Source organism: Microbacterium commune (assembly GCF_014836945.1).
GTDB lineage: Bacteria > Actinomycetota > Actinomycetes > Actinomycetales > Microbacteriaceae > Microbacterium > Microbacterium commune.
In genome coordinates, this window is the sequence record NZ_JACSPX010000001.1 from 953,484 (window position 1) to 978,397 (window position 24,914).

At 70.7% G+C, this 24,914-nt stretch carries 16 protein-coding genes; 5 read left to right on the forward strand and 11 right to left on the reverse strand.

The window, feature by feature from the left end:
• Positions 1–10 precede the first annotated feature (10 nt).
• The 8 genes from H9633_RS04380 to H9633_RS04415 all read right to left on the reverse strand — a co-directional run bounded on the left by H9633_RS04380 (position 11) and on the right by H9633_RS04415 (position 14,099).
• On the reverse strand, positions 11–5,932 hold the full coding sequence (locus tag H9633_RS04380) for an Ig-like domain-containing protein (protein ID WP_191712218.1): 5,922 nt from the start codon (positions 5,930–5,932) through the stop codon (positions 11–13).
• Positions 5,932–7,059 carry a serine/threonine-protein kinase gene (locus H9633_RS04385; RefSeq protein ID WP_318247190.1) on the reverse strand — a complete coding sequence of 376 codons (1,128 nt, stop codon included), beginning with the start codon at positions 7,057–7,059 and terminating at the stop codon, positions 5,932–5,934. Before H9633_RS04385 ends, H9633_RS04380 begins: the two co-directional genes overlap by 1 nt.
• 153 nt (positions 7,060–7,212) lie before the next feature.
• Positions 7,213–7,785 carry a DNA-3-methyladenine glycosylase I gene (locus H9633_RS04390; RefSeq protein WP_191712219.1) on the reverse strand — a complete coding sequence of 191 codons (573 nt, stop codon included), beginning with the start codon at positions 7,783–7,785 and terminating at the stop codon, positions 7,213–7,215.
• Positions 7,786–7,913: 128 nt separating this feature from the next.
• Positions 7,914–9,980, reverse strand: coding sequence for an acyl-CoA dehydrogenase family protein (locus H9633_RS04395; RefSeq protein ID WP_191712220.1), 2,067 nt, complete (start codon positions 9,978–9,980; stop codon positions 7,914–7,916).
• 296 nt (positions 9,981–10,276) lie between these two features.
• Positions 10,277–11,710: an MFS transporter gene (locus H9633_RS04400; RefSeq protein WP_191712221.1), complete on the reverse strand. Its 1,434-nt coding sequence runs from the start codon at positions 11,708–11,710 to the stop codon at positions 10,277–10,279.
• 64 nt (positions 11,711–11,774) lie between these two features.
• Positions 11,775–12,593, reverse strand: coding sequence for a MetQ/NlpA family ABC transporter substrate-binding protein (locus H9633_RS04405; protein WP_191712222.1), 819 nt, complete (start codon positions 12,591–12,593; stop codon positions 11,775–11,777).
• Positions 12,594–12,630: 37 nt separating this feature from the next.
• Positions 12,631–13,302 (reverse strand): methionine ABC transporter permease, encoded by a 672-nt coding sequence (locus H9633_RS04410; protein ID WP_071644926.1) that lies wholly within the window; start codon positions 13,300–13,302, stop codon positions 12,631–12,633.
• On the reverse strand, positions 13,299–14,099 hold the full coding sequence (locus H9633_RS04415) for a methionine ABC transporter ATP-binding protein (protein WP_191712223.1): 801 nt from the start codon (positions 14,097–14,099) through the stop codon (positions 13,299–13,301). The genes H9633_RS04410 and H9633_RS04415 overlap by 4 nt, the downstream gene beginning before the upstream one ends.
• 89 nt (positions 14,100–14,188) lie before the next feature.
• Here H9633_RS04415 and H9633_RS04420 point away from each other — a divergent pair, with 89 nt between their 5' ends.
• Positions 14,189–14,602, forward strand: coding sequence for an OsmC family protein (locus H9633_RS04420; RefSeq protein WP_191712224.1), 414 nt, complete (start codon positions 14,189–14,191; stop codon positions 14,600–14,602).
• Between the two features lie 194 nt (positions 14,603–14,796).
• On the opposite strand, the gene recQ is transcribed toward H9633_RS04420, so the two are convergent.
• The gene (gene recQ / locus H9633_RS04425) at positions 14,797–16,800 is read right to left on the reverse strand and encodes a DNA helicase RecQ (protein WP_191712225.1); all 2,004 of its coding nucleotides are present in this window, start codon (positions 16,798–16,800) and stop codon (positions 14,797–14,799) included.
• Between the two features lie 266 nt (positions 16,801–17,066).
• On the opposite strand from recQ, the gene H9633_RS04430 reads away from it, so the two are divergent.
• The 3 genes from H9633_RS04430 (at position 17,067) to H9633_RS12995 (ending at position 21,477) form a co-directional block, all read left to right on the forward strand.
• Positions 17,067–18,389 carry a cell wall-binding repeat-containing protein gene (locus tag H9633_RS04430; protein WP_191712226.1) on the forward strand — a complete coding sequence of 441 codons (1,323 nt, stop codon included), beginning with the start codon at positions 17,067–17,069 and terminating at the stop codon, positions 18,387–18,389.
• Positions 18,390–18,421: 32 nt separating this feature from the next.
• On the forward strand, positions 18,422–18,964 hold the full coding sequence (locus H9633_RS04435) for an ECF transporter S component (protein WP_191712227.1): 543 nt from the start codon (positions 18,422–18,424) through the stop codon (positions 18,962–18,964).
• 83 nt (positions 18,965–19,047) lie between these two features.
• Positions 19,048–21,477, forward strand: a complete 2,430-nt coding sequence (locus H9633_RS12995) for an ATP-binding cassette domain-containing protein (RefSeq protein WP_318247191.1) — start codon at positions 19,048–19,050, stop codon at positions 21,475–21,477.
• Positions 21,478–21,496: 19 nt separating this feature from the next.
• Here the strand turns inward: H9633_RS12995 and H9633_RS04450 are convergent, their stop codons facing one another.
• Both H9633_RS04450 and H9633_RS04455 read right to left on the reverse strand, forming a co-directional pair.
• Positions 21,497–22,660, reverse strand: coding sequence for an acyl-CoA dehydrogenase family protein (locus tag H9633_RS04450; protein WP_191712228.1), 1,164 nt, complete (start codon positions 22,658–22,660; stop codon positions 21,497–21,499).
• A 138-nt stretch (positions 22,661–22,798) separates the two neighbouring features.
• Positions 22,799–23,728 (reverse strand): M15 family metallopeptidase, encoded by a 930-nt coding sequence (locus H9633_RS04455; protein WP_318247192.1) that lies wholly within the window; start codon positions 23,726–23,728, stop codon positions 22,799–22,801.
• 94 nt (positions 23,729–23,822) lie between these two features.
• Here H9633_RS04455 and H9633_RS04460 point away from each other — a divergent pair, with 94 nt between their 5' ends.
• The gene (locus tag H9633_RS04460) at positions 23,823–24,878 is read left to right on the forward strand and encodes an Rv2578c family radical SAM protein (RefSeq protein ID WP_071642209.1); all 1,056 of its coding nucleotides are present in this window, start codon (positions 23,823–23,825) and stop codon (positions 24,876–24,878) included.
• Positions 24,879–24,914 lie beyond the last annotated feature (36 nt).

Below are 24,914 nucleotides of genomic sequence, written 5' to 3' on the forward strand. Positions count from 1 at the left end.
CCGCGGAAGGTCACGGGCATGCGGTCATCCGCTGGGTGATCGCAGACAGGGTCCCGTACGCGCCGTTCCACGACAGCGTGACGTCGTACGAGCCCGGCGCGTCGGCCGCCTCGGCCGCCGCCACCCGGTACGAGCCCCGCGCTGCAGCGGAGACGCTGACGGCGTCGGACGGGTCGGTGGGTGACAGGCACGCCGCGAAGTCGACCTGGACGATGGTCGGCGCCGTGGCGGCGGTGACCTTCACCGGGTCGGAGCACCGTTCGGTCTCGGTCGCGTGACAGGCGCGGGCGCGCACCTGGCCGGGCGACGCGTCGGGGCTCAGCGTGAACTCGTCACGCCACGACCCGTACATCTGGTACTGGGCGACGAATCCCGGTTCGACGTCGATTGCGGGTGCCGAGGCGAGCGGGTACGAGTACCGATCACCCTGACGGGTCGGCGTCTCGGCGACCCGGTAGGTCGTGTCGCCGCCCGGGCCGGCGACGAAGGTGAAGGTGAACACGCGCACGGTGGTCGACTCCGCGACGCCGTAGCCGTTCGACACGCAGGCCTTCACGCTGTACGCCTGGTACGCCTCGAGCCCCTGCAGCGAGGGCGACGACGAGGTGACCTCCGCTCCGGAGACCCGCAGGCCACCGGAATCGTCGGCGCTGCACGTCGCCCCGCCCGATCGCCACGCCAGGTAGACGACCTCGAGCGGCTCGTCGCTGCCGTTGCCCTGCGGCGAGATGCCCGACACGTTCACCGCGGTGTTCGAGGCGGCGGTGGCCTGGGTCTGAGCGGGGTCGAAGTACGGTGCGCCGGCGACCGTGACGGAGACAGGGTAGGCGGCCCCCTCGTTGCCGCCGCCGGTCGGCGGCTGGAACTGGCTGACCGGCACGAGCGTGATGGTCTGCGCTCCCGGAGCCAGCGTGAGCTCGGCGGTGGTGGTGGCTCCGGTGCGCGGGATCACGTCACCGGTCTCCGCCACGCGGAACGCGCGGGCGTCGCTCGCGGCGGTGATGGCCAGCGAGACCACCCCTCTGCCCCGATCGTTGCCTCCCTGCCGGTACACGGGTGTCGCGGTGGCCTTCGAGATCACCGGCGCCTCGTACGCCCAGCTGGTGTGCGCCGAGGTCGCGGCCGACGTTCCCACGGCGTTCACGGCGGCGGCGGTGAAAGAATGCGGCACACCGTTCACCAGACCATTCACCGTGCAGCGGACGGTGCTGCCCGCCGGCCGGCAGGCAGCACCCGCCGGTGAGCCGTCGCGCAGGATCGTCACGCCGGTCAGTGCCGGATGCGCCCGCGCGGCCTGGCCGAGCGAGACCTCCAGCTCGACGCTGGATCGGCCGAAGCCGATCGTCGTGAGGCTGGCCGGCGGCTGGGGGAAGCCCTGCAGATCGAGCGTCAGAGTGCCTCCGCCGGTACGGCCCTGAGCATCCGCGACCGTGAACGGCACCGTGCACTGGCCGCCGGGAGCCTGTCCGCCGGACGGCCAGCTGACGGCGATGGCTCGTTCGTTCACCGCAGCGAGAGCGGCGACGTCGCAGCGCGCCCCGGCACCCAGCGACACCAGCTGCAGCCCGGCGCCGGGCTTGCCGGCGAACGGATCGTACTCGCCGGCGATGTCGACGACGTCGATCGAGCATCCGCCGCTCGTGACCACGCACTGACGGGTCAGGGTCGCCCCGCGCGGTGCGTCCGGCGGTGCGGCGCCGACGACGAGGCGCAGCACGGCCGTCGGCTCACCGTCGGACGGAACCGTCACGGCGACCTGCTCGACGGCGCCGGATCGGGCGTCCGCCCGCGCCTCCACGCTCAGCGTCGCGCCCTTCTGGGTGACGATGAACGACGATCCCGAGTAGGCGATGCGGTACTGCAGCGACGACCGGTCGCCCTCGCGTCCGCCCTCCCAGGAGGCCATGCCGGCGTACAGGTCGATGTCGGTCGTCGCGCCGGGGGCGACGGTGTGCGCGATCGACGACAGCACGAGCTGCGGCGCCGACGGCCGGATGCCCACCGGCACGTCGACGTACGACCAGGTGCGCTGTCCGTCCAGACGCACGGGCACGAGGCAGGTGTCCGACCACGGGGCCTCGCGGCCGGCCGTGTACACGGCTGTGGTGCCCGAGCCTGCGGTGCAGGTGGCGGCACCGCGCTGGGCGAGGAACGGCCCCTCGCCGAGCTGCACCCCGTCGGATGCCGGCAGATCGAGCATCTCGCGCACATCGAAGGTCGTCGACGCATCCTCGTCGACCGTCACCGGCTTCACACCCTGCTTCAGCTGCACCCGCATGTCGTCGAAGGCGGGGATGTGCAGGAATCCGTATCCGACGACGTCACGCCCCGCGGGGGACGTGCCGGTGACCTGGAACGGCACGAGAGCGCCGTCTTCGGGGGCCGGTCCGATGATGCGGCTGCCCTTCACCGTGTATCCGCCGGTGTCGCCCCACAGGCTCAGCGTCAGCGATCGCACATCGCCCGACGCCCACTGCACACGCTCGCCGAGCACGTCGATGCCGCCCGACGCCAGCTCGGCCCGATCGCGCGCGGTGAGCACCGTGTCGGACACCACCGGCTGGTCGACGACCGCGCCGTCGGAGACCGAGACGACGATCAGTCCCTGCGCGGTGCTCGCCGTCCGGCTCGAGCGCACCGTGTAGAAGTACGAGTTCGTGCCCGCCACATCGCCCGCACGCAGCACGATCCGTCCGTCCTCGAGCGACGTGTCCGGGTCGACGAGCGCGTCGAGCCGCGCGTACAGCGGGTTGCCCGGCACGGCAGGGGCGTTGGGCACGAGGTCGACGATCTCGAGCTCCCCCTGCGCGGGATCGGAGTCGTTCGCCGCCGGGTGGATCACCACCGGCGTCGCGGAGCCGGTCTCGACGCGCACGTAATCGCTGTACGCGACGGGTGCGGCGTCGCTCACCCTCGCGTCGAGCACGCCGATGCGGATCCGGGCCGAGGCCGTCTCGCCCTGCGAGTCGCGAACCGAGTACCGGAACGTCACCTGACCGCCCTCCACCCCGCCGGCGGGGGCGCGGTAGACGATCGCATCACCGGCGGCGGAGATCGTGGCCGTCCCGCGCCCGCGATCCGGCTGCTCCACCGCGGCGAGGGTCACGCGGTCGCCGTCGGGATCCACGCCGTCCGTCGGCACGGTGAGCGAGACGGTCTGCCCGCTCAGCACGCGTCCGATGAGCGCCTTCGGGCTGGGTGCGCGGTTGGTGCCGGAGGGGACGACGGTGACCGTCACCGCTCCGCTGTCGAAGAGCTCGGGACTGCGCTCGAGCGACACGGCGTAGGTCAGCCGGTACGTGCCGGGCGTGGCCGGTGCGAGATAGCGCAGGGCGCCGCCGTCTGCGAAGACCAGTTCGCCGTCCTGGCCGGACCCGCCCACATCGGAGCGCACGATCAGCGGCTCTCCGCGCGGCGCCACGTCGTTGCCGGTGACGTCGATCCTGGTGAGGGCGCCTGCGCGCACGGTGACCGCATCGGGGAACACGATCGGTCGTGTGACGGTCGACGGCGGGGTGAGGAACACCGTCACCGTGCCCTCGACCGCCGCCCCCGACCCGTCGGCCACCGTCACCGTGGCCCTGCCGATGACGCCCGGCTCTCCGTCGGAGGTGGTGCCGCTGACGCGGAGCCGCTCGTTGCCGACGACGTTCGCCGTCAGCTGCGGGGTCGAGCTCATCGCGCCGGCGAGGATCAGCACGCGTCCGTTCGTGTTCCGCACGGCACGCAGCACATCGACCGTCGTGTCCTCCCCCGCGCGGACGAACGCGGTCAACGGCGCCATCGTCAGCGGGGCGGCACCGTCGACAGCGGTGATCCGGATGACCGCGGACTGCTCGGCCTGGGTCATCGTGTCCTGCGCGGTGTAGGTGACGACGTACTCGCCGGCCTCCGGCACCGTCACCTCGACCACGCCGGATGCCGTGTTCGGCACCACCGTCATCCCCTCGGCGGTCGCGGCGGTCTGCACGGCGTCGACGAGGCGGTACGATCCGGATCCGCCGGTGAGATGATCGCCGATGCGCACGCTCTGCGGCTCGCCGATGCGCGCCGTGATCGCCACCGGCGCGGCCCGCATCGCCGGGCTGCCGTTCACGCGCACCTCGAGCGTCTTCTCGGTGGCCGCTCCGCGGGCGTCGGCCACGATGACCGTCACGGGGATCACGGCATCCGCCGCGTTGGGATCGGTGTGGCGGATCGCGACGCGCCCATCCGCGGTCGGCACGACCATGACCGGCGCCGCGCTGTCGACCTCGTACGCGTCGCTGAGCACCAGGGGGTCGCCCTCGGGGTCGACCCATCCGGCCAGCACCGGCACGATCGTGCTGCCGCCGGGCAGCAGCTCGGGAGACGGCCAGTCCTGCCGGCACGCGTCGACACCGCACCAGACCGGCGCCGAATTCGCGTCGTCTGCGACCACGGTGAGCGTCACGGTGGCCGGCTGCGAGACGGATGCACCGTCGGTCACCGTGTAGCTGAACGTGGTCTGGCCCGACGTCGCCCGCACGTCGACAGCCAGCGACTGCGCGTTGCCCACCAGCGACAGCTGCCCGAAGGCGGGATCGGTCAATCCGCCCTCGACGGACGACGCGTCGATCGTGAGCACGTCCTTGCGGTTCGGATCGTGGTCGTTGAGCAGCACGGGCAGCACGACCTGCTCACCAGCCCTGACACCGAAGGCGTCGTCCACGGCGATCGGAGGCAGCTGCTCGGCGACGTCCTCGACGACGACCCGGCCTTCCTGCTCCTTCGTCTCGTCGTCGACATCCCACTGCTCCAGCGGCACCGGGCGCCCGTCCGGGGCCGTCCAGATGAGCCCGGTCGCGAGTTCGGTGAGCACCGCCCGGTCGCCGTTGGCGCGGAAGACGGGCTGGATGTCGACCGAGTCGAGCACCTCGTCCGGCACGGTCAGCGCGGTGACGTCGCCGTCGGATGACCACAGCGTCGCCGAACCGGTGTCCACCCATCCCGCGTATCGCGCCGAGCCGACCACGACGGGCGCGGCGGGCACCCCGGCGGCGTCGGCGATGCGCTCGGCCTCGCCGCTGCGCAGCGCCACCGACACGAGCCCGTCCGAGTCCGCGATCAGCACGTCGTCCCCGCGGGCCGCGCCGCCCTGCAGAACGGCGTCGTCGGCGACATCGAGATCGACGGCGTCGTCGCGGCCGGCGACCCAGAGCCTGCCCTCACCGCGCTGCAACAGCGCCCAGCGCTCGCCGATGACGGTCAGGGCCAGGTCGGCATCACCGTCTGGAGCCGCGGCGAGCGTCGAGCCGTCGCCGACGAAACGGTGCTCCTCGACGTCGAAGAGGCGCACGGCGCCCTCGTCGGACGAGTACAGCGCGAGCAGCCCTGCGGGCGAGAGGCCGATCGCGTCGGCGACATACGTCGGGCGCTCCTCACCCTCCTCGACCTCCGCCTCCGCGAACGGGTCGACGAGGGCCGTGGCGGCTCCGGGCTCGAGGGACGACACCGCCACCTGCCCGGTGTCGGTGCGGTACGCGACGAAGGATCCGGCTGACACGATCTGACGCGTGCCGGCCGGCGTGGGGACGGATGCCGAGGGAGCGCCGTCCTCCGCGGCATCCGCGAGCAGATCCGTGGGACTCGCCGGGTCGATGTCCCAGCGCTGCCGGCTGCCCTGGCTGAACAGCACCGCCGACTGCCCGCTCTGCCACACCGCCTCGGGTGAGTCCGCCGACCGGACGGTGTCGATCTCGGCGAGCTCGGTGTTGACCCGCGCGTACTGGCCCGCTTCGCGCAGCACCCACACCGACGACTCCAGCCGGGGCACCTCCTGCGCCGGGTAGCCCTGCGCGGTGACGGCGAGCACGATGACGACCAGAACGGCGACAGCGCCGGCGATGCCCGCGATGAGGCGCCTCCGGGAGCGGGCGGGCGCGGGCGCCTGGCCCTCCTTGCCGAGTGCCATCAGATGACACCGGTCAGGTTGAGGACCACGACGCCGATCGCGGTGATCGCGGCTGCGCCGACCAGCGCACCGATGACCCCGGCCGCCCACGGCGAGTGCGCACGGGACGGTGCAGGAAGGTCGTCGCGGTCACGGAGGCTCGTGCGCTGCTTCTCTGCGCGAGCGGCCCGACGGGAATCCGGAGCGACGGTGGTGATCACGGGGCCGCGGTGACCGGCATCCGCGAAGCTGACGGGGGCCGCGGCAGCCCACTCCGCCGATGCCGCCTCGAAAGCCGTCGGGGCGATGCCGAGCTCGTACTGGGCCCAGCGCAGGCGGTCGGCGAACGCCGCCATCGACGGGAAGCGCTGCGCCGGGTCGCGGTGCATGGCCGTCGCGAGCAGCTGATCGATGATCGGCGGCATGCCCGCGACGGGGATCGGCGTGTAGCGCGCGCGGATGATGCGCTGGCGCAGCTGATCGCGGGAGTTCGCGTCCCGGTCGGGGCGCTCGAACGGGCTGCGCCCCGCGAGCAGGGTGTACAGGGTCGCTGCGAGGCTCCACACCTCGCTGGGCACCGATCCGGTCACGCGCTCCTGCAGCACCTCGGGCGAACTCCACGGCACCGACATCGCGAAGACGTCGCTCTCACCGGCATCCACCACCGCCGCCGCGATGCCGAAGTCGGCCAGCACCGGGGAGCCGAGCGAGTTGATCAGCACGTTCGACGGCTTGATGTCGCGATGCAGCAATCCGGCGCGGTGCACGGTCTCGAGCGCGCCCGCGATGCGCACCCCGGTGTCGAGCACCTCGGCGAGCGGCAGAGGCGCCTTCCGGTAGCGGGCGCTCATCGTGTCGGGGCAGTACTCCATCGCGAAGTACGGCCGGCCGTCGGCCGAGATCGACGCCTGGTAGATCGTGACGATCGACGGGTGCGCGCTGAGCCGCGCCGAGATGTCGGCTTCGGCGTTGAATGCACGCAGCACGTCGGGGTTCACGGCGTCGGCCAGCAGCACCTTCACCGCGGCGACGCGACGGGGCATGTCCTGCTCGTAGAGGAAGACATCGGCGAACCCGCCCGAACCCAGCGGTCGCACGTAGCTGTAGCCGGCCAGCGTGGGAGGCGGCGACGTCATGCGCTTCGCCACGAGTCCTCCTCACGATGTCCCGGGGCGACTGAACACACGGGGCGCGTCGTCTGCGCGCGCGGGAAGTTCCCCCTGACGAGGAGTATATCGGCCGGGCGCAGCCCCGCCGCGTCTCGCGCCCGGCCTACGGCGGGGGCTGCGTCCGGGCCATGATCACGCCGCCCGCCAGCATCCCGCCACATGATCGTCGACCATGCCCGCCGACTGCATGAGGGCGTACATGGTCGTCGGTCCCACGAAGCGGAAGCCGCGTGCGCGCAGCGCCGTGCTGAGCGCCGTCGACTCCGCGGTCACCGCGGGCACCTCTCCGAGGTCGCGGGGTCGGAGACCGGATGCCTGTGGCGCGAACGACCACATCAGGGCATCCAGCTCCCCGTCGGCCATGTCGCGCACGAGGGCGGCGTTCGTGATCGTGGCCTCGATCTTCGCCCGGTTGCGGATGATCCCGGCATCCGTCATCAGCCGTTCGACGTCGTCGGCGCCGAACGCCGCCACCTGCGCGGGGTCGAACCCGGCGAACACCTCGCGGAAGCGCGGGCGCTTGCGCAGGATCGTGATCCAGCTGAGCCCCGCCTGGAAGCCCTCCAGCGCCATCTTCTCGAACAGCGCGCGGTCGCCGTGCAGCGGGCGGCCCCACTCCTCGTCGTGGTAGCGGCGGTACTCGGCGTCGTCACCGACCCACGCGCAGCGGTCGCGGCCGTCGGCCGCGGTGAGCAGGGATGCCATGGCGCCACGATACCGGCGGGGTCAGACACCCTGTGTCGGCGCCCCTGCGCGGTGCCCGTGCCCGGCGAAGCCCCGTCGCCGTCGCGTGACGGAGAGGGGGCCTCGACAGCGGAGGAGGGCGCCGACGCTCAGCGTGTGCGCTGCTTGAGCGCCTTTTCCGACACGGGCGCCTCGCCGGACGCCTCGAGCGCGGCGTAGTACGCACGGGCCTCGTCCTGGCGCTGCTGCTCGACGCCGCTCGCGATCTGGGCGCGCACGTGCTCGGGCTCGTAACCGAAGGCCTGCACGAGCTCGAGGGCGTGCGGACGCAGGCGCGCGCAGAGGCGGTCGATGTAGCTCGACACCGCGGCGGCGCGCTGCGTCGACAAGCGGCCGTTGATCATGTGCCAGGCGAGGTGCTTCTCGATCAGCGACAGGCCGAACAGGTCGCGCAGCCAGGTGAGCACCTGCCGGGTGCCGGCGTCGTCGATCCTGCGGATGGCGTCGGTGAACGCCTCCCACTGCAGCAGCTCGCCGTGGGCACGGGCGGCCTCGATCAGCTCGGCCTGGTTCTCGTTGAACAGCTTCTCGCCGAGCACCTTGTCCTTGCCCGCGGCGCGCAGGCGCCCGGCGATGTCGGCGACCATCTGCTGCACGCGCTCGGTGAGCAGCTCGTGCTGCTGCTCTTCGCGCAGGCCGAGTTCGACCGAGCGGGCGACCTGGCCGAAGTCGGCGACGGCCTGGCCGAGGGCGCGCAGCCCCGCACCGTGGAACACCTTGCCGGCCGTCTGACCGACGGCGTAGCGGGCGAGCTTCCTGGCATCCGCGCCCTTGAACTGCTTCGCGAAGTCGGTGAGCAGGCGCTTGCCGACCAGCTGCAGCAGGATGTTGTTGTCGCCTTCGAAGGTGACGTAGATGTCGAGGTCGGCGCGCAGGCCGACCAGACGGTTCTCGAACATGAACCCGGCGCCGCCGCAGGCCTCGCGTGCCTCCTGCAGGGTGTCGAGCGCGTGCCAGGTCGACAGCGGCTTGAGCGCGGCGGCCAGGGTCTCGAGGTCTTCGCGGTCTTCGGGGGTGTCGGTGCGGCCCGAGAAGACGCCGTCGAACTTCTGCAGGAACTCGTCGTGCGCGAAGATCTGTGCGTACGTGGTGGCGAGGCGCGGCAGCAGCCGGCGCTGGTGCTTGCCGTAGTCGAGCAGCACGGTCTCTTCGCCGTTCGCGCCGTCGAACTGGCGGCGCTGGGTGGCGTACGTGATCGCGATGTGCAGACCGAGGGCGGATGCCCACGACGCTGCGCCGTCGAGCGAGACGCGCCCCTGCACCAGCGTGCCGAGCATGGTGAAGAAGCGGCGGCCTGGGCTGCTGATCTCGCTCGAGTAGGTGCCGTCCGCGGCGACGTCGCCGTAGCGGTTGAGGAGGTTGGTGCGCGGGATGCGCACGTGGTCGAAGCTGAGGCGGCCGTTGTCGATGCCGTTCAGCCCGCCCTTGAGCCCGTCGTCCTCGCGGCCGATGCCGGGCAGGTCGTTGCCGTCGTCTCCGCGCAGCGGCACGTAGAAGCAGTGCACGCCGTGGTTGACGCCGTTGGTGATCAGCTGCGCGAACACCGTCGCCGCGATGCCGTGCAGGGCTGCGTTGCCGAGGTACTCCTTGGTCGCCGCGCGGAACGGCGTGTTGATCACGAACTCCTCGGTCTCGGGGTCGTACGTGGCGGTGGTGCCCACCGCGGCGACGTCGGAGCCGTGACCGATCTCGGTCATCGCGAAGGCGCCGGGGATCGACAGGTCCATCACCCCGGGCAGCCACTTCTCGTGGTGCTGCTCGGTGCCGAGCTGCAGGATCGCCGAGCCGAACAGTCCCCACTGCACGCCCGACTTGATCTGCAGGCTCGGGTCGGCCGCGACGAGCTCTTCGAATCCGGCGATGTTGGCGCCGTTGTTCTCTTCGCCGCCGAAGCGCTTCGGAAAGGCGCGGTGCACGGCACGGTTCTCGACGAGCAGGTGCAGCTGCGAGAGCACCCGCTCGCGGTGCGCGTCTTTGGCGAGGCTGTCGTCGCGCCAGAAGGCCGGGTCCTTGATCATCTCGCGGGCCTCGCGGCGGGTCTCGGCCCAGGTGCCGAGAAGAAGCTCGTTCACTCGATCGACGTCGATCGTGTGGGGCGCCGGCGCCGCGGTGGGGGCGTCAGCGGCAGGGGTGGGACGGATGGCTGCGTCGACCATGGCGGTTCCTCTCAGAAAGGAGCAGAGATCTCTCGATGGTAGATCCGCGACAACTCATGGCGAACCCGAGTGTGGAACACCTCCAATCCGGTCCCGCGGAGGCGTCGCGCCCCGTTGTCGCCACCCCACAGCATCCCCCACCTACTTCACCCCGCCGCTCCCGCCCTCCCACCGCATCCCCGAGCCGCCCCTAACGCCACCACCCCCGCCATTCGCTCCGGTATGAGTTTGTGCCGCCTACACCGGCATGCAGGCGGCACAAACTCATACCGGAGCGAGAAGCGGTTCGGGCGGGGTCAGGAGAGCTGATCCTCGGCGTCGACATCCTTGCCGGTCGGGTCCCACCGGATGATGAGCAGCGAGATGAGACCCGCGAGCGGCGCGAGCGCGACGATCCAGAAGACCCCGGTCGACAGCGACGTGGCGAGCACGGGGAAGAACACCAGCGAGACGATCGAGAACACGCGCTTCACCGCCTCGTTGAAGCCGACCCCGACACCGCGCAGACGCGTGGGGTACGACAGGGTCGCGTAACTCATCAGGTTCGCCCCGGGGCCGCCGGCCTGGGCGAAGACGAAGGCGGCGAGCATCGCGATCGAGATGATCACGAGCGCTCCGGTCGGGATCCCCACGATCGCGAGGGTGAGCAGCGAGGCGGCCTGGATGGCGAAGCCGATGATGGTCATCCGCCGCGCACCCACACGGTTGACCAGGCCGACACCGAGCAGGCCACCGGCAGCGCCGAAGCCCAGGTTGATGACGAGGGCCGAGAGGATCGTCACCAGCGGTCCCTGCTGGAAGAGCAGGGCGATGATCAGCGGCGTGCCGTAGGCGACCGCGTTGTAGCCGAAGGTCGAGAACACCGAGACGCACAGCGCCGCGATCGTGCGGAGCCGGTAGCGGGCGGCGAACAGCTCGCCGTACTGCCGCCAATGACCGGTGCGCGCCCTGACCGCGGTGCGCGAGTCCTCGGCATCCGGAGCCAGTTCGACGTCGAGCCCGTGGTGCGAGCGCATCACGTCGACCGCGCCACGCAGGTCTCCCTGGTCGGCGAGCCACTGCGGCGACTCGGCCATGTACTTGCGCCGCACGAGCAGCACGATGATGGCCGGCACGGCACCGAAGCCGACGACCACGCGCCACAGGATGTCGTGCTGCGCGACGGGCAGCACGAGGAACACGGCCAGCACGAGCAAGTAGCCGAAGCCGGTCGCGATGTACCAGGCCGGCGACCAGGCGTTGACGCGCTGCGAGCGGCTGCCCGAGCCGCGCAGCTTCGAGAACTCCGCGAGGAACGCCATGGCCACCGGCAGGTCGAGGCCCACGCCGATTCCCATCAGGAAGCGGAAGAAGATGAGCACCCACTCGTTCGGCGCAAGCGCGCAGCCGATCGCCGCGACGACGAAGAACGCCATGTCGGCCATGAACAGCTTGTACCGGCCGAAGCGGTCGACGAGCATGCCGCCGAAGATCGCGCCGACCACGGATCCGACCATGATCGCGGCGTTCACGAATCCCGTCATGAGCGGGTCGAGCCCGAACTCCTCCTTGACCGCGGTGATGCCGAAGGCGAGGGAGGAGAAGTCGTAGGCGTCCATGAAGATGCCGCCCAGCGCGAGCACGATGATCGCCTTCGTCTTCGCACCCTGCGACCCCTTCTCGGCGAGCAGGGCGTGCACGTCGCGCCGGGTGCGGATCACCGTCGTCGCGGTCTTCTGGTCGAGGCTCATGAGGGTCAACGCTAGAACCGGATGACGCTGCGTGACGTCACGGGCCGTCACGCAGCGTCACGAATCACCAGGCGGTCTTGATGGTGCCGTTGCCTTCGATGACCGTGCGCACCTCGTCGCTCGTGAACGCCTTCTCGAGCGCTTCGGTCGCCGCGGAATCGGCATCCTTCTGCTGCACGACGAGATTCAGCGCGAAACGGTCGTCGAGTTCGGTGATCAGGCCGTCGTCGTCGGGGTTGAGGCCGAGCGCCTTGATGTGCGAGGGCCACTGGAAAACCAGGTCGGCCTCTTCGTACGCGGCGTTCAGCGACGAGATGGGCACCTGCACGAACTCGAGGTTCTTCGGGTTCTCGGTGATGTCCTTCACGGTCGCCGCGTACGGGTCGACCGCCGGGTCGAGGGTGATGACGTCGTTCGCGGCGAGCAGCTTCAGCGCTCGGCCGGTGTTGGACGGGTCGTCGGGGATGGCGACGGTGCCGCCCTCGGGCAGGTCTGCGATGTCGTCGAGCGTCTTGGAGTAGAACGCGATGACGAAGTTGTACACCGGCTGCACGCCGACCAGCTCTGCGTCGTTGCCCTCGTTGAACGTCTGCATGTAGGGGATGTGCTGCGAGAAGTTCGCGTACACGTCGCCGCTGTTCAGGATCGTGTTCGCGGTGATGTAGTCCGCGACCTCCACGAGCTCGACCTCGTAGCCGTCCTCGATGGCCTCTCCTGCGGCCTTCACGACGTCGGTCATCGGCGCCTGTACGGCGGCTACCTTGAGCACGGTGGGCTCTCCGGCACCGGCATCCGGCTTCTCGTCCGCCGCAGGCGCACAGGCGGTGACGAGGAGCGCGAGACCGAGACCGGCTGCGGCGAACGCGAGGCGTGACTTCTTCATGGGTGTCTTCCGTTTCGATGGGGGTTCGGGGTGAGGCTCAGCGGTGGTCCAGCCGCACCGAGGTGCGGTGACCGATGGCCTGGATGGCGAGCACGCAGACGATGATGATGACGATCGTGAGGTACATGAGGTTGTCGTTGTAGACCTGGTAGCCGTAGCGCATGGCGAAGTCGCCGATGCCGCCACCGCCCACCACGCCCAGCACGGTGGAGTACGACAGCAGGCTGATCGCGGCCGAGGTCAGGGCGTAGACGAGGCCCGAGCGCGCCTCGGGAAGCAGCATCCGGAACACCGCCTGCGGCACCGTCGCGCCCGACGCGACGGCGACCTTCGAGATGCCGGCGGGGATCTCACGGAGGATCTGCTCGGTGAGGCGGGCGTAGATCGCGACGGCGACGAAGCAGAGCGGGAGGGTCGCCGCCTGGGTGCCGAAGCTCGTGCCGATGACGGCTCTGGTGAACGGGATGAGGAACACCACGAGCAGCAGGAACGGGAACGAGCGGACGATGTTGATGTACAGGTTGGCGATGGTGTTGACGGCGCGATTCTCCGCGATGCCGCCGCGTTCGGTGAGGTACACCACGGTGCCCAGCGGCAGGCCGACGAGCACGGCGGCGAGCAGCGAGACGAGCACCATGTATCCGGTCTCGGCCATCGACTCGGCGATGTCGGCGCCGTATTCGGCGAGCAGGTCGGTGAGCCACGTCATGCCGTCAGCTCCCGCTTGACCTGTTCGTAGTAGCTCGGCAGCGATCGGGGGCCTGCGGCGTCGATCTCGAAGAGCTCGCGCAGGCGGCCCTTCTCGAGCAGCGCCGCGCGGTCGCAGATCGCCTTGACGACGTCGAGGTCGTGCGTGATGACCACGATGGTGGTGCCGAGCTGGTCGCGGGCGTCGGCGAGCACCCGCAGCACGTCGGCGGTGGTCGAGGCGTCGAGCGACGAGGTGGGCTCGTCGCACAGCAGCAGCGGCGGCTTCGAGACGAGGGCGCGGGCGAGTCCCACCCGCTGCCGCTCGCCGCCGGAGAGCTGGGCCGGGAAGTGGTCGGCGCGGTGCGACAGGCCGACGAACGAGAGGATCTCGTCGACGGCATCCCGCTGCTGCGCCGCCGTCATGCTCTTCTCGCCGCGCTTGCCGCTGCGCGTGCCGTTGCGCTGCGCCAGACGCAGCGGCAGGCGCACGTTGTCGCGCACGGTGCTGTTGCTGAGCAGGTGGACTCCCTGGAAGACGACGCCGATGTCGCGGCGCAGGGCGCGCAGGGCGGCTCGGTCGAGGCGGGAGACCCGGGCGCCGTGGACGAGCACGTCGCCTTCGGTCGGGCCGGTGAGGCCGTTGATCAGCTCGAGCAGGGTCGACTTGCCGGCGCCGCTCTCGCCGATCACGCCGAAGATCTCGCCCGTCCGGATGCTGAGCGTCACGTCGTCGAGCGCCGGACGTTCATCGGCGTCGGGTCGGAAGCGTTTGCTGACGTGGCGGAACTCCACGATCGCAGGCAGGTCGGTGGCCATCGCGTCTTTCGAGTGGGTGGCGGGCCGGCTGTCGGGCCCGAGCAGGCCGAGCGGCCTTTTCTGTACGTGATCCAAATTATAGTTGCCCTATGACCCTCAGGTACCGGACGGAAGCGATCAACGGCGACGGCGGGACGGGCACGGCTCGCGTGACAGGCGGCATGGAGGTGCCGGTGGCGTCGCCGCTGACTTCGGATCCCGATCCGGATGCTTCGAACCCGGAGCAGCTGCTGGCGCTGGCGTGGTCGACGTGCCTGAACGCGACGGCGCAGGCGTTGGTGAAGCGCGAGCGCCGCACGGCGGTGCGGATCGAGGTCGAGCTGCACGACGCCTCCGATGGCCCCGGGTATGAGTTCCACGTCGACACGTATCTGTCGGCGGAGGGGCTGACCCTGGACGAGACGGCGGATCTGCTGGCGCGTGCGCACGCGCGCTGTCCGGTGTCGAAGCTGCTGCGGGGTGCGACGACGGTGCAGGTACACGCGGAGGAGTTCGCCGGCTGAGGATCGGCGGGCCGGATCGGGTGCGCCCCGGTGTGCCCCGGTTCGGTTGGCAGTTCGAGTTGCGAGGCGCGTGAGGCGTCCGGAGATGCGCGAGGCGGGTGCACCGGCGCGTCGCGTGCGCCAGAGGGAGCGCGGCGTCCGCGCGGGTTCGCGCGGCCAGGTGAGTGCGGGTGCGACGCGCCGGGGTGGCGGACTCAGTGCGCCGCGATCACCTCGAGCACGGCGGTGCCGTACGCATCCCGCTTTTTCTCCCCGATCCCGCTGATGCCGCCGAGGCCGGTCACCGTCGTCGGGCGCTGCTCGGCCAGCGCCCGCAGCGTCGCATCGCCGAACACGATGTACGCGGGCACGCCCTGCTCGCGAGCGGTCGCCGCCCGCCAGGCGCGCAGCGCCTCGAAGAGGTCGCGGTCGCCGGCATCCAGCGAGGCGGATGCCGGGGCCTTGCGCGCACGGGCAGAACCGCCGACACGTCCGATGGTGTCCTTGCGCAGCGGCACGGGGGTCTCACCGCGCAGCACACCGGCCGCGGCATCCCCCGGCGCGAGCGTGCCGTACTCGCCCTGCGCGACGAGGATGCCCCTCGCCAGCAGCTGCCGCACGACGCTGCGCCAGTCCTGGTCGGACAGGTCGGCTCCGATCCCGTACGTCGCCATCTGCTCGTGGCGCATCTTGCGGATGCGGTCGTTCGACGCGCCCCGCAGGATGTCGATCAGATGCCCGGCGCCGAACGCCTGGTTGCGCTCGCGCTTCAGGCGCACGATCGTCGACAGCAGCTTCTGCGCGGGAACGAGCCCGTCGAAGGTGTCGGGCGTCTCGAGGCAGGTGTCGCAGTTGCCGCATGCCTCGCTGTCCTGACCGAAGTACCGCAGCAGGTTCTGCCGTCGGCACGCGACCGTCTCGCACAGCGCGAGCATGGCGTCGAGGTGCTGCCCCATCCGCATCTTGAACGTGCGATCGCCGGGACTCTGGTCGATGAGCCGGCGCTGCTGCACGACGTCACCCAGCCCGTACGCCATCCATGCGACCGACGGCTCGCCATCGCGTCCGGCTCGGCCGGTCTCCTGGTAGTAGCCCTCGACGGACTTCGGCAGGTCTATGTGCGCGACGAAGCGCACGTCGGGCTTGTCGATCCCCATGCCGAAGGCGATCGTGGCGACCATGACCACACCGTCTTCCCGCAGGAACCGGGCCTGGTTCGCCGCGCGCACCTCGGCGGGAAGGCCGGCGTGGTACGGCAGCGCGTCGAATCCCTTGGATGCCAGATGCTCGGCCGTCTGCTCGACCGACTTGCGACTCAGGGCGTAGACGATGCCCGCGGCGCCCTCGGGCTGAGACCTGATGAACTCGACGAGCTGCCGCCGCACCTCGACCTTCGGCACGATGCGGTACTGGATGTTCGGGCGATCGAAGCTCGCGACGAAGTGCTCGGCGCGCCCCAGCCCGAGGCGCTCGGTGAGCTCCTGATGCGTCGCGCGGGTCGCCGTGGCGGTGAGAGCCATGCGCGGCACTCCGGGGAACCGCTCGGCGAGGTCGCCGAGCGCGAGGTAGTCGGGCCGGAAGTCATGACCCCACTGCGACACGCAGTGCGCCTCGTCGATGGCGATCACGCTGAGCGTCCCGCGCTGCAGCAGCTGCGTGGTCTGCGCCGATGACAGCCGCTCGGGGGCGACGTAGATCAGGTCGAGCTCGCCGGCGATGTACGCGCGCTCGACCTCACGGCGCTCGTCGGGCGCCTGGGTCGAGTTGAGGTACGCCGCACGTACGCCGTTCGCGCGGAGCGCGTCGACCTGGTCGTGCATCAGCGCGATGAGCGGGCTGATCACGAGCCCCGTGCCCTCGCGCACGAGCGCCGGCACCTGGTAGGTGATCGACTTCCCGCCGCCGGTGGGCATGAGCACGACGGCATCGCCTCCGCCGACGACGTGCTCGACGATCGCAGCCTGATCGCCCCGGAACGCGTCGTACCCGAAGACGGTGCGCAGCGCCTCGATCGCCGTCGGATACTTCGACGGCGCCGCTCCGGATGCCTGGATTCGTCCGGCTGTCGCAGCCGGCGTCATCGGTCCCTGACCCCAGTCGAGCGGAGGCTCCCAGCCGTCGGCAGGTGGGACCCAGTCGAGCTCGTCGGGCGGCAGGTCGTCGTACGGTTCGTCGGGGTACGGCACGTCCTCGTACGGGTCAGGGGAAGACGGCGGCATCCCTCCAGCGTAGCCACCGGCGCCGACACCGTGGCCGGGCGTCCACAGCCGCGCGCGGACCGCGACACCTCGGGGGCCGACACGCCAGATGTCAGACGTACTCGCGGGGATCGTCCGACATCTGGAGTGTCGGCCCCCGGTCTGTACGCCCCTGGCCGTGGCGACACCACCCGGCCCGGGCCCTGGCCCGCACACCGATACGCAGCCCACCGCGTACTCTGAGGGCGGGGCGCACGAACGAGATCTGGGGCGACGAAGGAGAACCGATGCCCGTGAAGACCTCCGGTCGCGTCCGCACCGGCACCGGCATCGTGATCCTCGCTGCGCTGCTCGCGACTCTGCCGCTCCCCGGAGCGGCGCCGGCGGCCGCTGAAACCCCGGTCACGGGCATCCGCACGCCGACCGCCGCACCCGACCGCCCTGCGCCGCCTCGACGCATCGCTCTCGGCGACACCGAGGTGCAGTTCACCTGGCCGGCGATCGCCGGGGCATCGGGGTACCGCATCCGCCTCACGTCGGGCGGTCAGGTGCTGCGTGTGCAGGACTGGTCGGCGACCAACGTGTTCATCGACGGGCTGACTCCCGAGACGACCTACGACTTCAGCGTCGCCGCCGTGAACTCGTCGGGAACAGGCGCGTACTCCGCACCGGTGCGCTTCACGACCCCGTTCGACTTCGTCGAACGGCAGTTCGGTCTGGATCGCTTCGCGACAGCCGCTCGCGTCTCATCGCGCGCCTATCAGGCGCAGGGTGCCGCTTCGGCCTTCATCACCGACGGCACCACCTTCCCCGACGCCCTCTCCGCTGCAGCGGCTGCCGGTCGCGCGGGGGCGCCGGTGCTGCTCACCCGACCGACGTCGCTGCGCGAGCCCACCCGACAGGAGCTGACGCGCCTGGGCGCGGACCGAGCCTTCATCGCCGGTGGAGATGGGGCGGTGAACGGCGATGTGCAGCGCCGTATCGCCGAGATCACGACCGGCGGTGTCATCCGGCTCGCAGGGCCCGATCGTTATGCGACCGCGGCCGCGGTGTCGACACTGTGGGGTTCCGCGGCGACGGTGTACCTCGCGAGCGGACTCGACTTCCCCGACGCCCTCGCCGGAGCCGCCGCCGCCGGGTCGAAGGACTCCCCCGTGCTGCTCACACGTGGCGATTCCCTCCCTGACGAGACGGCGAGCGCCCTCGCGCGGCTGCGCCCGGCGAAGATCGTCGTGCTCGGCGGCACGGGTGTGATCAGCGATGCGGTCGTCGAATCCGCCGTCGCGGCGACGGGGGTCAGCACCGCCACGCAGCGCCTGGGCGGCATCAACCGGTACATGACCGCGATCGCCGTGTCGAAAGCCACGTTCCCCACCGCCGGGGTTCCGGCCGTCTACATCGCTAGCGGCCTGTCGTTCCCCGACGCTCTGGCAGGGGCCGCAGCCGCCGGGCATCGTGGCGGCCCGGTGCTCCTCACCGGTCAGAGCGCTCTGCCGACAGCAGTCCTCGACGAGATCCGGCGTCTGAAGCCGCAGCGGGTGATCCTGCTCGGTGGTCCCGCGGTGATCAGCGACACCGCGATCGCCCAGCTTCTGCCTCTCGGCCCCTGACCGGGGTCGGCCATGGCCGATACCCTGGAGGGGTGGCACTCCGTCAGGCGCTGAACACGCGCACCCTCCTCGTCTGCGCTGCCATCGGTGTCGCCACGGGCATCCTCGGCGGCGTGGCCGGACTCGTCACCGTCGGCGTCATCGCTCTCGCGCCCTACGTGTACGGGCTCGTGCTCGGGGTGCACGTTCTGCCCGGCATCATCGCGCAGGAGGTGCTGCGCAAGCCGATGGTGGCGCTGATCACGCACGTCATCGCGGCGCTGATCTCGAGCGCGTTCACCCCGATGTGGGCGATGCGGTACATCGGCACCGCACTGCTCTTCGGGGCGATCCAGGAGGGGGTGGCCGCCCTCACCCGGTACCGCGCCTGGGGTCGGTGGCGCTTCTTCGTGTCAGCCGCGCTCATCGGCGTGCTCGTGGCCATCGTCGTCGGCCTGATCGTCGACCTGAGGCAGTTCGCCCCCTGGGTGCAGCTGAGCTACCTGATCGTCTCGGTGCTCGGGCCGGTGGCGTGGACGGCGATCGGGATCGCGATCGGGAACGCGCTGCGTCGGGCCGGCATCGCTCCGCGCTGAAGGATGCGACGACTCTCGCAGCGTCATCGGGGTTAGGTCAGACTAAGTTAGGAGGGAACCGCCCGCTCACAGAGGACCCGCCCGTGCGCCCTTCCGCGCCCCTGCTCCGCGTGCGCGACCTGAGCGTCACGCACGAGGGCGCCGCGCACCCCGCCCTGCGGGACGTCTCGTTCGACGTGCACCCGGGCGAAGTGGTGCTGCTGCTCGGTCCGAGCGGATCCGGCAAGTCGACTCTCACCCTCGCTCTGAACGGTCTGATCCCGCAGTCGGTCGAGAACGCGACCATGACAGGGTCGGTGCAGGTGGCCGGCCGCGACACCCGCACGACTCCGGTGGCTCAGCTCAGCACCGAGATCTCGATGGTCTTCCAGGACCCCGACTCGCAGCTCGTGACCGGGACGGTGCTCGACGAGGTCGCCTTCGCGCTCGAGAACCTGCGGCTGCCGGCATCCGACGTGCTCGCCCGCGCCGAGCAGGCGCTGCGCCGCGCCGGTCTTTGGAGCCGACGCCGCTGGAATCCCGACCTGCTCTCCGGCGGAGGACGCCAGCGTCTCGCGATCGCCTGCGCGCTCGCCCTCCGCTCGCGCGTCATCGTGCTCGACGAGCCGACCGCCAACCTCGACCCGCAGGGTGTGCGCGACGTCTACTCCGCCCTGGGCGAGCTGATCCGGGATGCCGAGCAGCGCGCGATCGTGCTCGTCGAGCACGACGTCGACGCGGCCGTCGACCTCGCCACCCGCGTGATCGTGCTCGACCACGACGGGCGCCTGCTGCTCGACGGCCCGGTCCGGGAGACCCTGCAGCAGCACGCCGAGACCCTGCGGGAACTGGGCGTGCTGACACCCGCCACCCGAACGCCCGCCATCCCGACGCCCGTCATCCCGACGCCCGTCATCCCGACGTCCGTCAGCGGAGGCACCGCGCGATACGACGCCCCGACGCGCGCAGCCGCCGCTCACGACCCCGCTCCGGCGATCACCGCGCGTGATGTCGTCGTCGAGAAGCGCGGCGCACGTGTGCTCGACGCGCCGCACCTCGACATCGCGCGGGGCTCGTTCACGGTCATCATGGGGGCGAACGGCGCCGGGAAGACCTCTCTGCTGCAGGCGCTCGGCGGCGTGGTGCCGCCGACGCGCGGTACGGTGCTCGTCGACGGGATCGATGTGGGGCGGGCTTCACCGCGCGTGCTCGCCGCGCACGCCGGGTTCGTCTTCCAGAATCCTGAGCACCAGTTCGTCGCCGGCACCGTGCGCGACGAGCTGGCGCACGGTCTGCGGCTGCAGCGGATCGAGGATGCGGAGATCGACGAGCGCGTCGCCGAGATGCTGGCCCGCTTCGGTCTGACGGCCAAGGCCGACGTGCATCCCTTTCTGCTCTCCGGCGGCGAGAAGCGGCGACTGTCGGTGGGCACCGCGCTGATCGCCCGCCCCGCGGTGATCGCGCTCGACGAGCCGACCTTCGGTCAGGACAGAGCGCGGGCGGCGGAGCTGCTCGGCATGCTGCAGGAGCTGCAGCAGGCGGGCACGACCGTGGTCATCGTCTCCCACGACCGACGACTGATCGCCGAGTACGCGACCCACGCGGTGCTCGTCGCAGACGGCGAGGTGATCGCCGCCGGTCCCGCGGCCGAGCTTCTCGCGCAGACCGATCCGGATGCCGTGGCATCCGCCTCCGCGGGCGACCCGATCGTCCCGGTGACCGAGCCCACCCCCGTCGACCCGTACGCCGATGCGCCGGTGCCGGCGCGCTTCTGGCTGCACGGCATCAACCCGCTCGCCAAGTTCGGCGCCGTCGTCCCGGCGATGGCCCTGCTCGCCTTCACCCGGGATCTGCTCACCCCGACGATCTTCCTCGCGCTGGCCTACGCCGTCATGCTGACCGGCGCACGGCTCACCCGCCGCGCGGCGGCGGTGCTGCTGCTCGGCGTGCCGCTGGCGGTCGTCGTGCTCAGCGTCGGCTTCGGCGTCTGGGTCGACGCGGCGCAGGTCGCCGACACGACCGCGTTCGTGCGGATCGGCGACTGGACCCTGCACTCCGGCGCCCTGCTCAGCGGACTCGCCACCGCGCTGCGCCTGGCCGCGATCCTCGCGCTTGCGCTCATCGGCGGCCTGACCACGCACGGACCCGACCTCGTGCGCGCCGCCGTGCAGCAGCTGCGCGTGCCATACCGGATCGGCTACACGGCCCTCGCCGCCTACCGCTTCGTGCCGCGGTTCGGATACGAGCTGTCGATCATCCGCGCCGCGCATCGCGTGCGCGGCCAGGGCGGCGGTCGCGGTCCGCTCGCCCGGCTCGCGCGGGGCTGGGGATACATCGTGCCGCTGCTGGCATCGGGCATCCGGCATGCCGAGCGGGTGGCCCTGTCGATGGATGCCCGCGCCTTCGGCGCCTATCCCACCCGCACCGAGCGGCACGTCGTGCTGTGGCGCACGCGCGACACGATCTTCACAGCGACGGTGCTGCTGGCATCCGCCGCGGTGCTGGCTCTGACCTTCCCCTGGCAGCCGAGCTGACCGCCGGGCCCCACATCGCTCAGCGCCTGCCGGCGATCTGACGTCCGACGATCTCGCGCATGATCTCGTTCGTGCCGCCGTAGATGCGGTGCACGCGGGCGTCGGTGAAGGCCCGGGCGATCGGGTACTCCATGATGTAGCCGTAGCCGCCGTGCAGCTGCACTCCCGTGTCGAGCACCTCCCACTCGCGCTCGGTGACCCAGAACTTCAGCTGCGCGGCCTCTTCGGCGGTGAGCTGCGAGGCGGCGTAGGCCTTGAGACCGCGGTCGACGTAGGCCCAGACCGCGTCGGCGGTGGTCGCCATGTCGGCGATGCGGAAGCGGGTGTTCTGGAAGTCGATGACCCGCTCGCCGAACGCGTCGCGGCTCTTCGTGTAGTCGACGGTCCACTTCACGGCGGCCTGGATGACCGCGGCGGCAGACACGGCGATCGACAGGCGCTCGAGCGGCAGGTTCATCATCAGCTGGATGAAGCCCTGCCCCTCCTTGCCGCTGATGAGGTTCTCATCGGGGACGAAGACGTCGGTGAAGCTGAGCTCGGCGGTGTCCCAGCCGTGGAAGCCCATCTTGCTGAGTTTCTTGCCCTGGTCGAAGCCGGCCATGCCCTTCTCGACGATCAGCAGGCTGAAGGCATCGGGGCGGTTGCCCTCGCCGGTCTTGACGAAGGTGACGACGATGTCGGCGGTGGTGCCCGACGAGATGAACGTCTTGGCGCCGTTGAGGATGTACCCGCCGTCGACCTTCTTCGCGTTGGTCTTGATGCCGCGCAGGTCGCTGCCCGCGCCGGGGTCGGTCATCGCGAGCGCGCCGAGGATCTCACCCGTCGCCATGCGGGGCAGCCACTTCTCCTTCTGCTCCTGCGTGCCCATGTGCACGAGATACGGCACGGCGAGATCGTCCTGGATGCCGAGGGCGCCCGCCAGCGATCCGGCACCGGCGCCGATGACCTCTTCGTTGACGATCGCGCGGAAGCGGTAGTCCTGCAGCATGCCCGCGCCGCCGAACTCCTCGGGCACGGACAGGCCGATGATGCCGGCCTCACCGGCGGCGAGCATGGTCTCGCGGTCGACCTCGCCCGCGGCATCCCACCGCTCGATCGACTCGTTCGAGACGTGCCGTCTGACGAAGTCCTTGATCAGGTCGCGGAAGGCCTCGTGGTCTTCTTCGTAGATGTCGCGCTCCATGGCGTCCTCCTCGAATCATGTGCGTCGTCGCACGGCGAGTCTAGGTCGGAATGACATCGCCGGACAGTCGCTTGTGGGAACAAGTCTCACACACGATGACACTGCGTCCCGCGTTTGTGGGATGTCGCGGTCTGTGCCTCAATGGCTGTAATCCGGGGCGGGCGGCAGCCCGAAGAACTCCTCGAGCGTGTGGAACCCGCCGTCGTGATACGCCTGGGCGAGCTCGGGCCCGATGTAGCGGATGTGCCACGGCTCGGGTGCGTACCCGGTGGTGCCTGTGCGCCCCGGTTCGTAGCGCACGATGAAGCCGTGCCGCCAGCCGTTCTCCGCGACCCACCGCCCCTGCGGCGTCGCGCCGAAGGCCTCGATGGTGCCGCAGCGCGGGTCGCACGCGACGAGGTCGAAGGCGAGACCACTCTGGTGCTCGCTGAAGCCGGGGCGCGCCGACACGGCATCCGCTCCGCTCTGCCCCTTGTCACGCACGTGCCCGTCGTAGGTGCTCTCCTGCAGGCCGAACGACCGGTAGCCGTTGTTGATCCCGATCGTGCCCGCACCCGCTCGACTCGCCTCGGTCGCCATCGATTCGAGGGCGTCCTTGGGCTCGGGGCGCAGCTCGTTCGAGCGGGTGGTCGCGCTCAGTCCGATCTCGGCGAGGGATGCCGGCGCGAAGCTCGCCGGCTCGAGCGGACGCTGCTTGTTGATGACCACCCACGACCGGTTCGGGTCGGAGAGCGAGACGCAGGGCGCGTTGCCGTTCGCGACCGCCTCGCGGAACGCGGCGCCGCCGCCGAACGCTGCTATGACACCCGCGTCATCACCCGTGTCGAGCGCCGCCCGCACGGCGTCGTCGGCGCAGGGATCGGCGGCCGGCCGGGCATCGACCTCCACGGTGGGGATCGCGAGCGCGGCGGCGGGCGCCGGCAGCTCGACTCGGGCCACGGGGCTGTCGGCGATCACGCCGCACAGGGTCGCCAGAGACGCCATCGCCGTGAACAGCACTCCGAGCGGCAGCGCGATCCGCACGGCGAGCGGTTCGCGCGCGACGTGTCGGGACTGCGCGGCGTTCACCGATCCATTGTCCCCCACGGCGCGCATCGGCGTTCCTCGAACGCATCTGCGATACATGGTTGACATGAATGCGTTCTTTTGTTCGAATGGGGGGATGAGATGGCAGGGGCAGGCGGTACGCGAAGAGGATGCCGACGCGCTGCCGGGCATGGAGAGCCGCACCGGGATCGTGCGCTCGGTGACCACGCCCGGGTTCGCCGGGATGACCTTCCACGAGGTGCTCGCCAAGTCCGCCCTCAATGCGGTGCCCGGCGCCTCGCGCATGCCGTTCGCCTGGACCGTGAACCCCTACCGGGGATGCAGTCATGCATGCGTTTACTGCTTCGCTCGGGGAACGCACGAGTATCTCGATCTCGATGGCGGCGCGGACTTCGATTCTCAGATCGTCGTGAAGACGAATGTGGTCGAGGTGCTCGAGCGCGAGTTGCGACGCGGATCGTGGCGTCACGAGACGGTTGCGCTGGGCACGAACACCGACCCGTACCAGCGCGCCGAGGGGCGCTACCGGCTCATGCCCGGCATCGTGCAGGCCCTCGCCGACTCGGGGACGCCGATGTCGATCCTCACCAAGGGCACGCTGATCCGCCGCGACATCCCCGTGCTCGTCGAAGCGAAGAAGCGCGTGCCGATCGACATCCAGATGTCGATCGCGATGTACGACGACGACCTGCAGCGTGCGGTCGAGCCCGGCACCCCCGGCACGCAGGCGCGGCTCGACACCGTGCGCGCGCTCAGCGATGCGGGTTTCCGTGTCGGCGTCTTCCTCATGCCGGTGCTGCCGCACCTCACCGACTCGCTCGCGGCGATCGACGACGCCCTGCGTCGCATCAAGCAGTCGGGCGCCGACCACGTCGTCTACGGCTCGCTGCATCTGCGCCCGGGCGTGAAGCCGTGGTTCTTCCAGTGGCTGGAACGCGAGCATCCGGAGCTGCTGTCGTCGTATCGGGGGCTGTACCCGGGCGTCGCGGTCGAGGCGCCGAAGGCGTATCGGCAGTGGCTCGCTCGACGCATCCGTCCGCTCATGCGCGTGCACGGGCTCGACGCCCGATCGGAAGAGGAGAACGACAGCATGCGCGGAAGACGGATGCGCGCGCGCCCGACTCCGGCATCCGTCCGCACCACCACCTCCCGCGACGACATGCTGTTCTGACCGGCGACTCGACGCCGTCGCTCGACGCATAGGCTG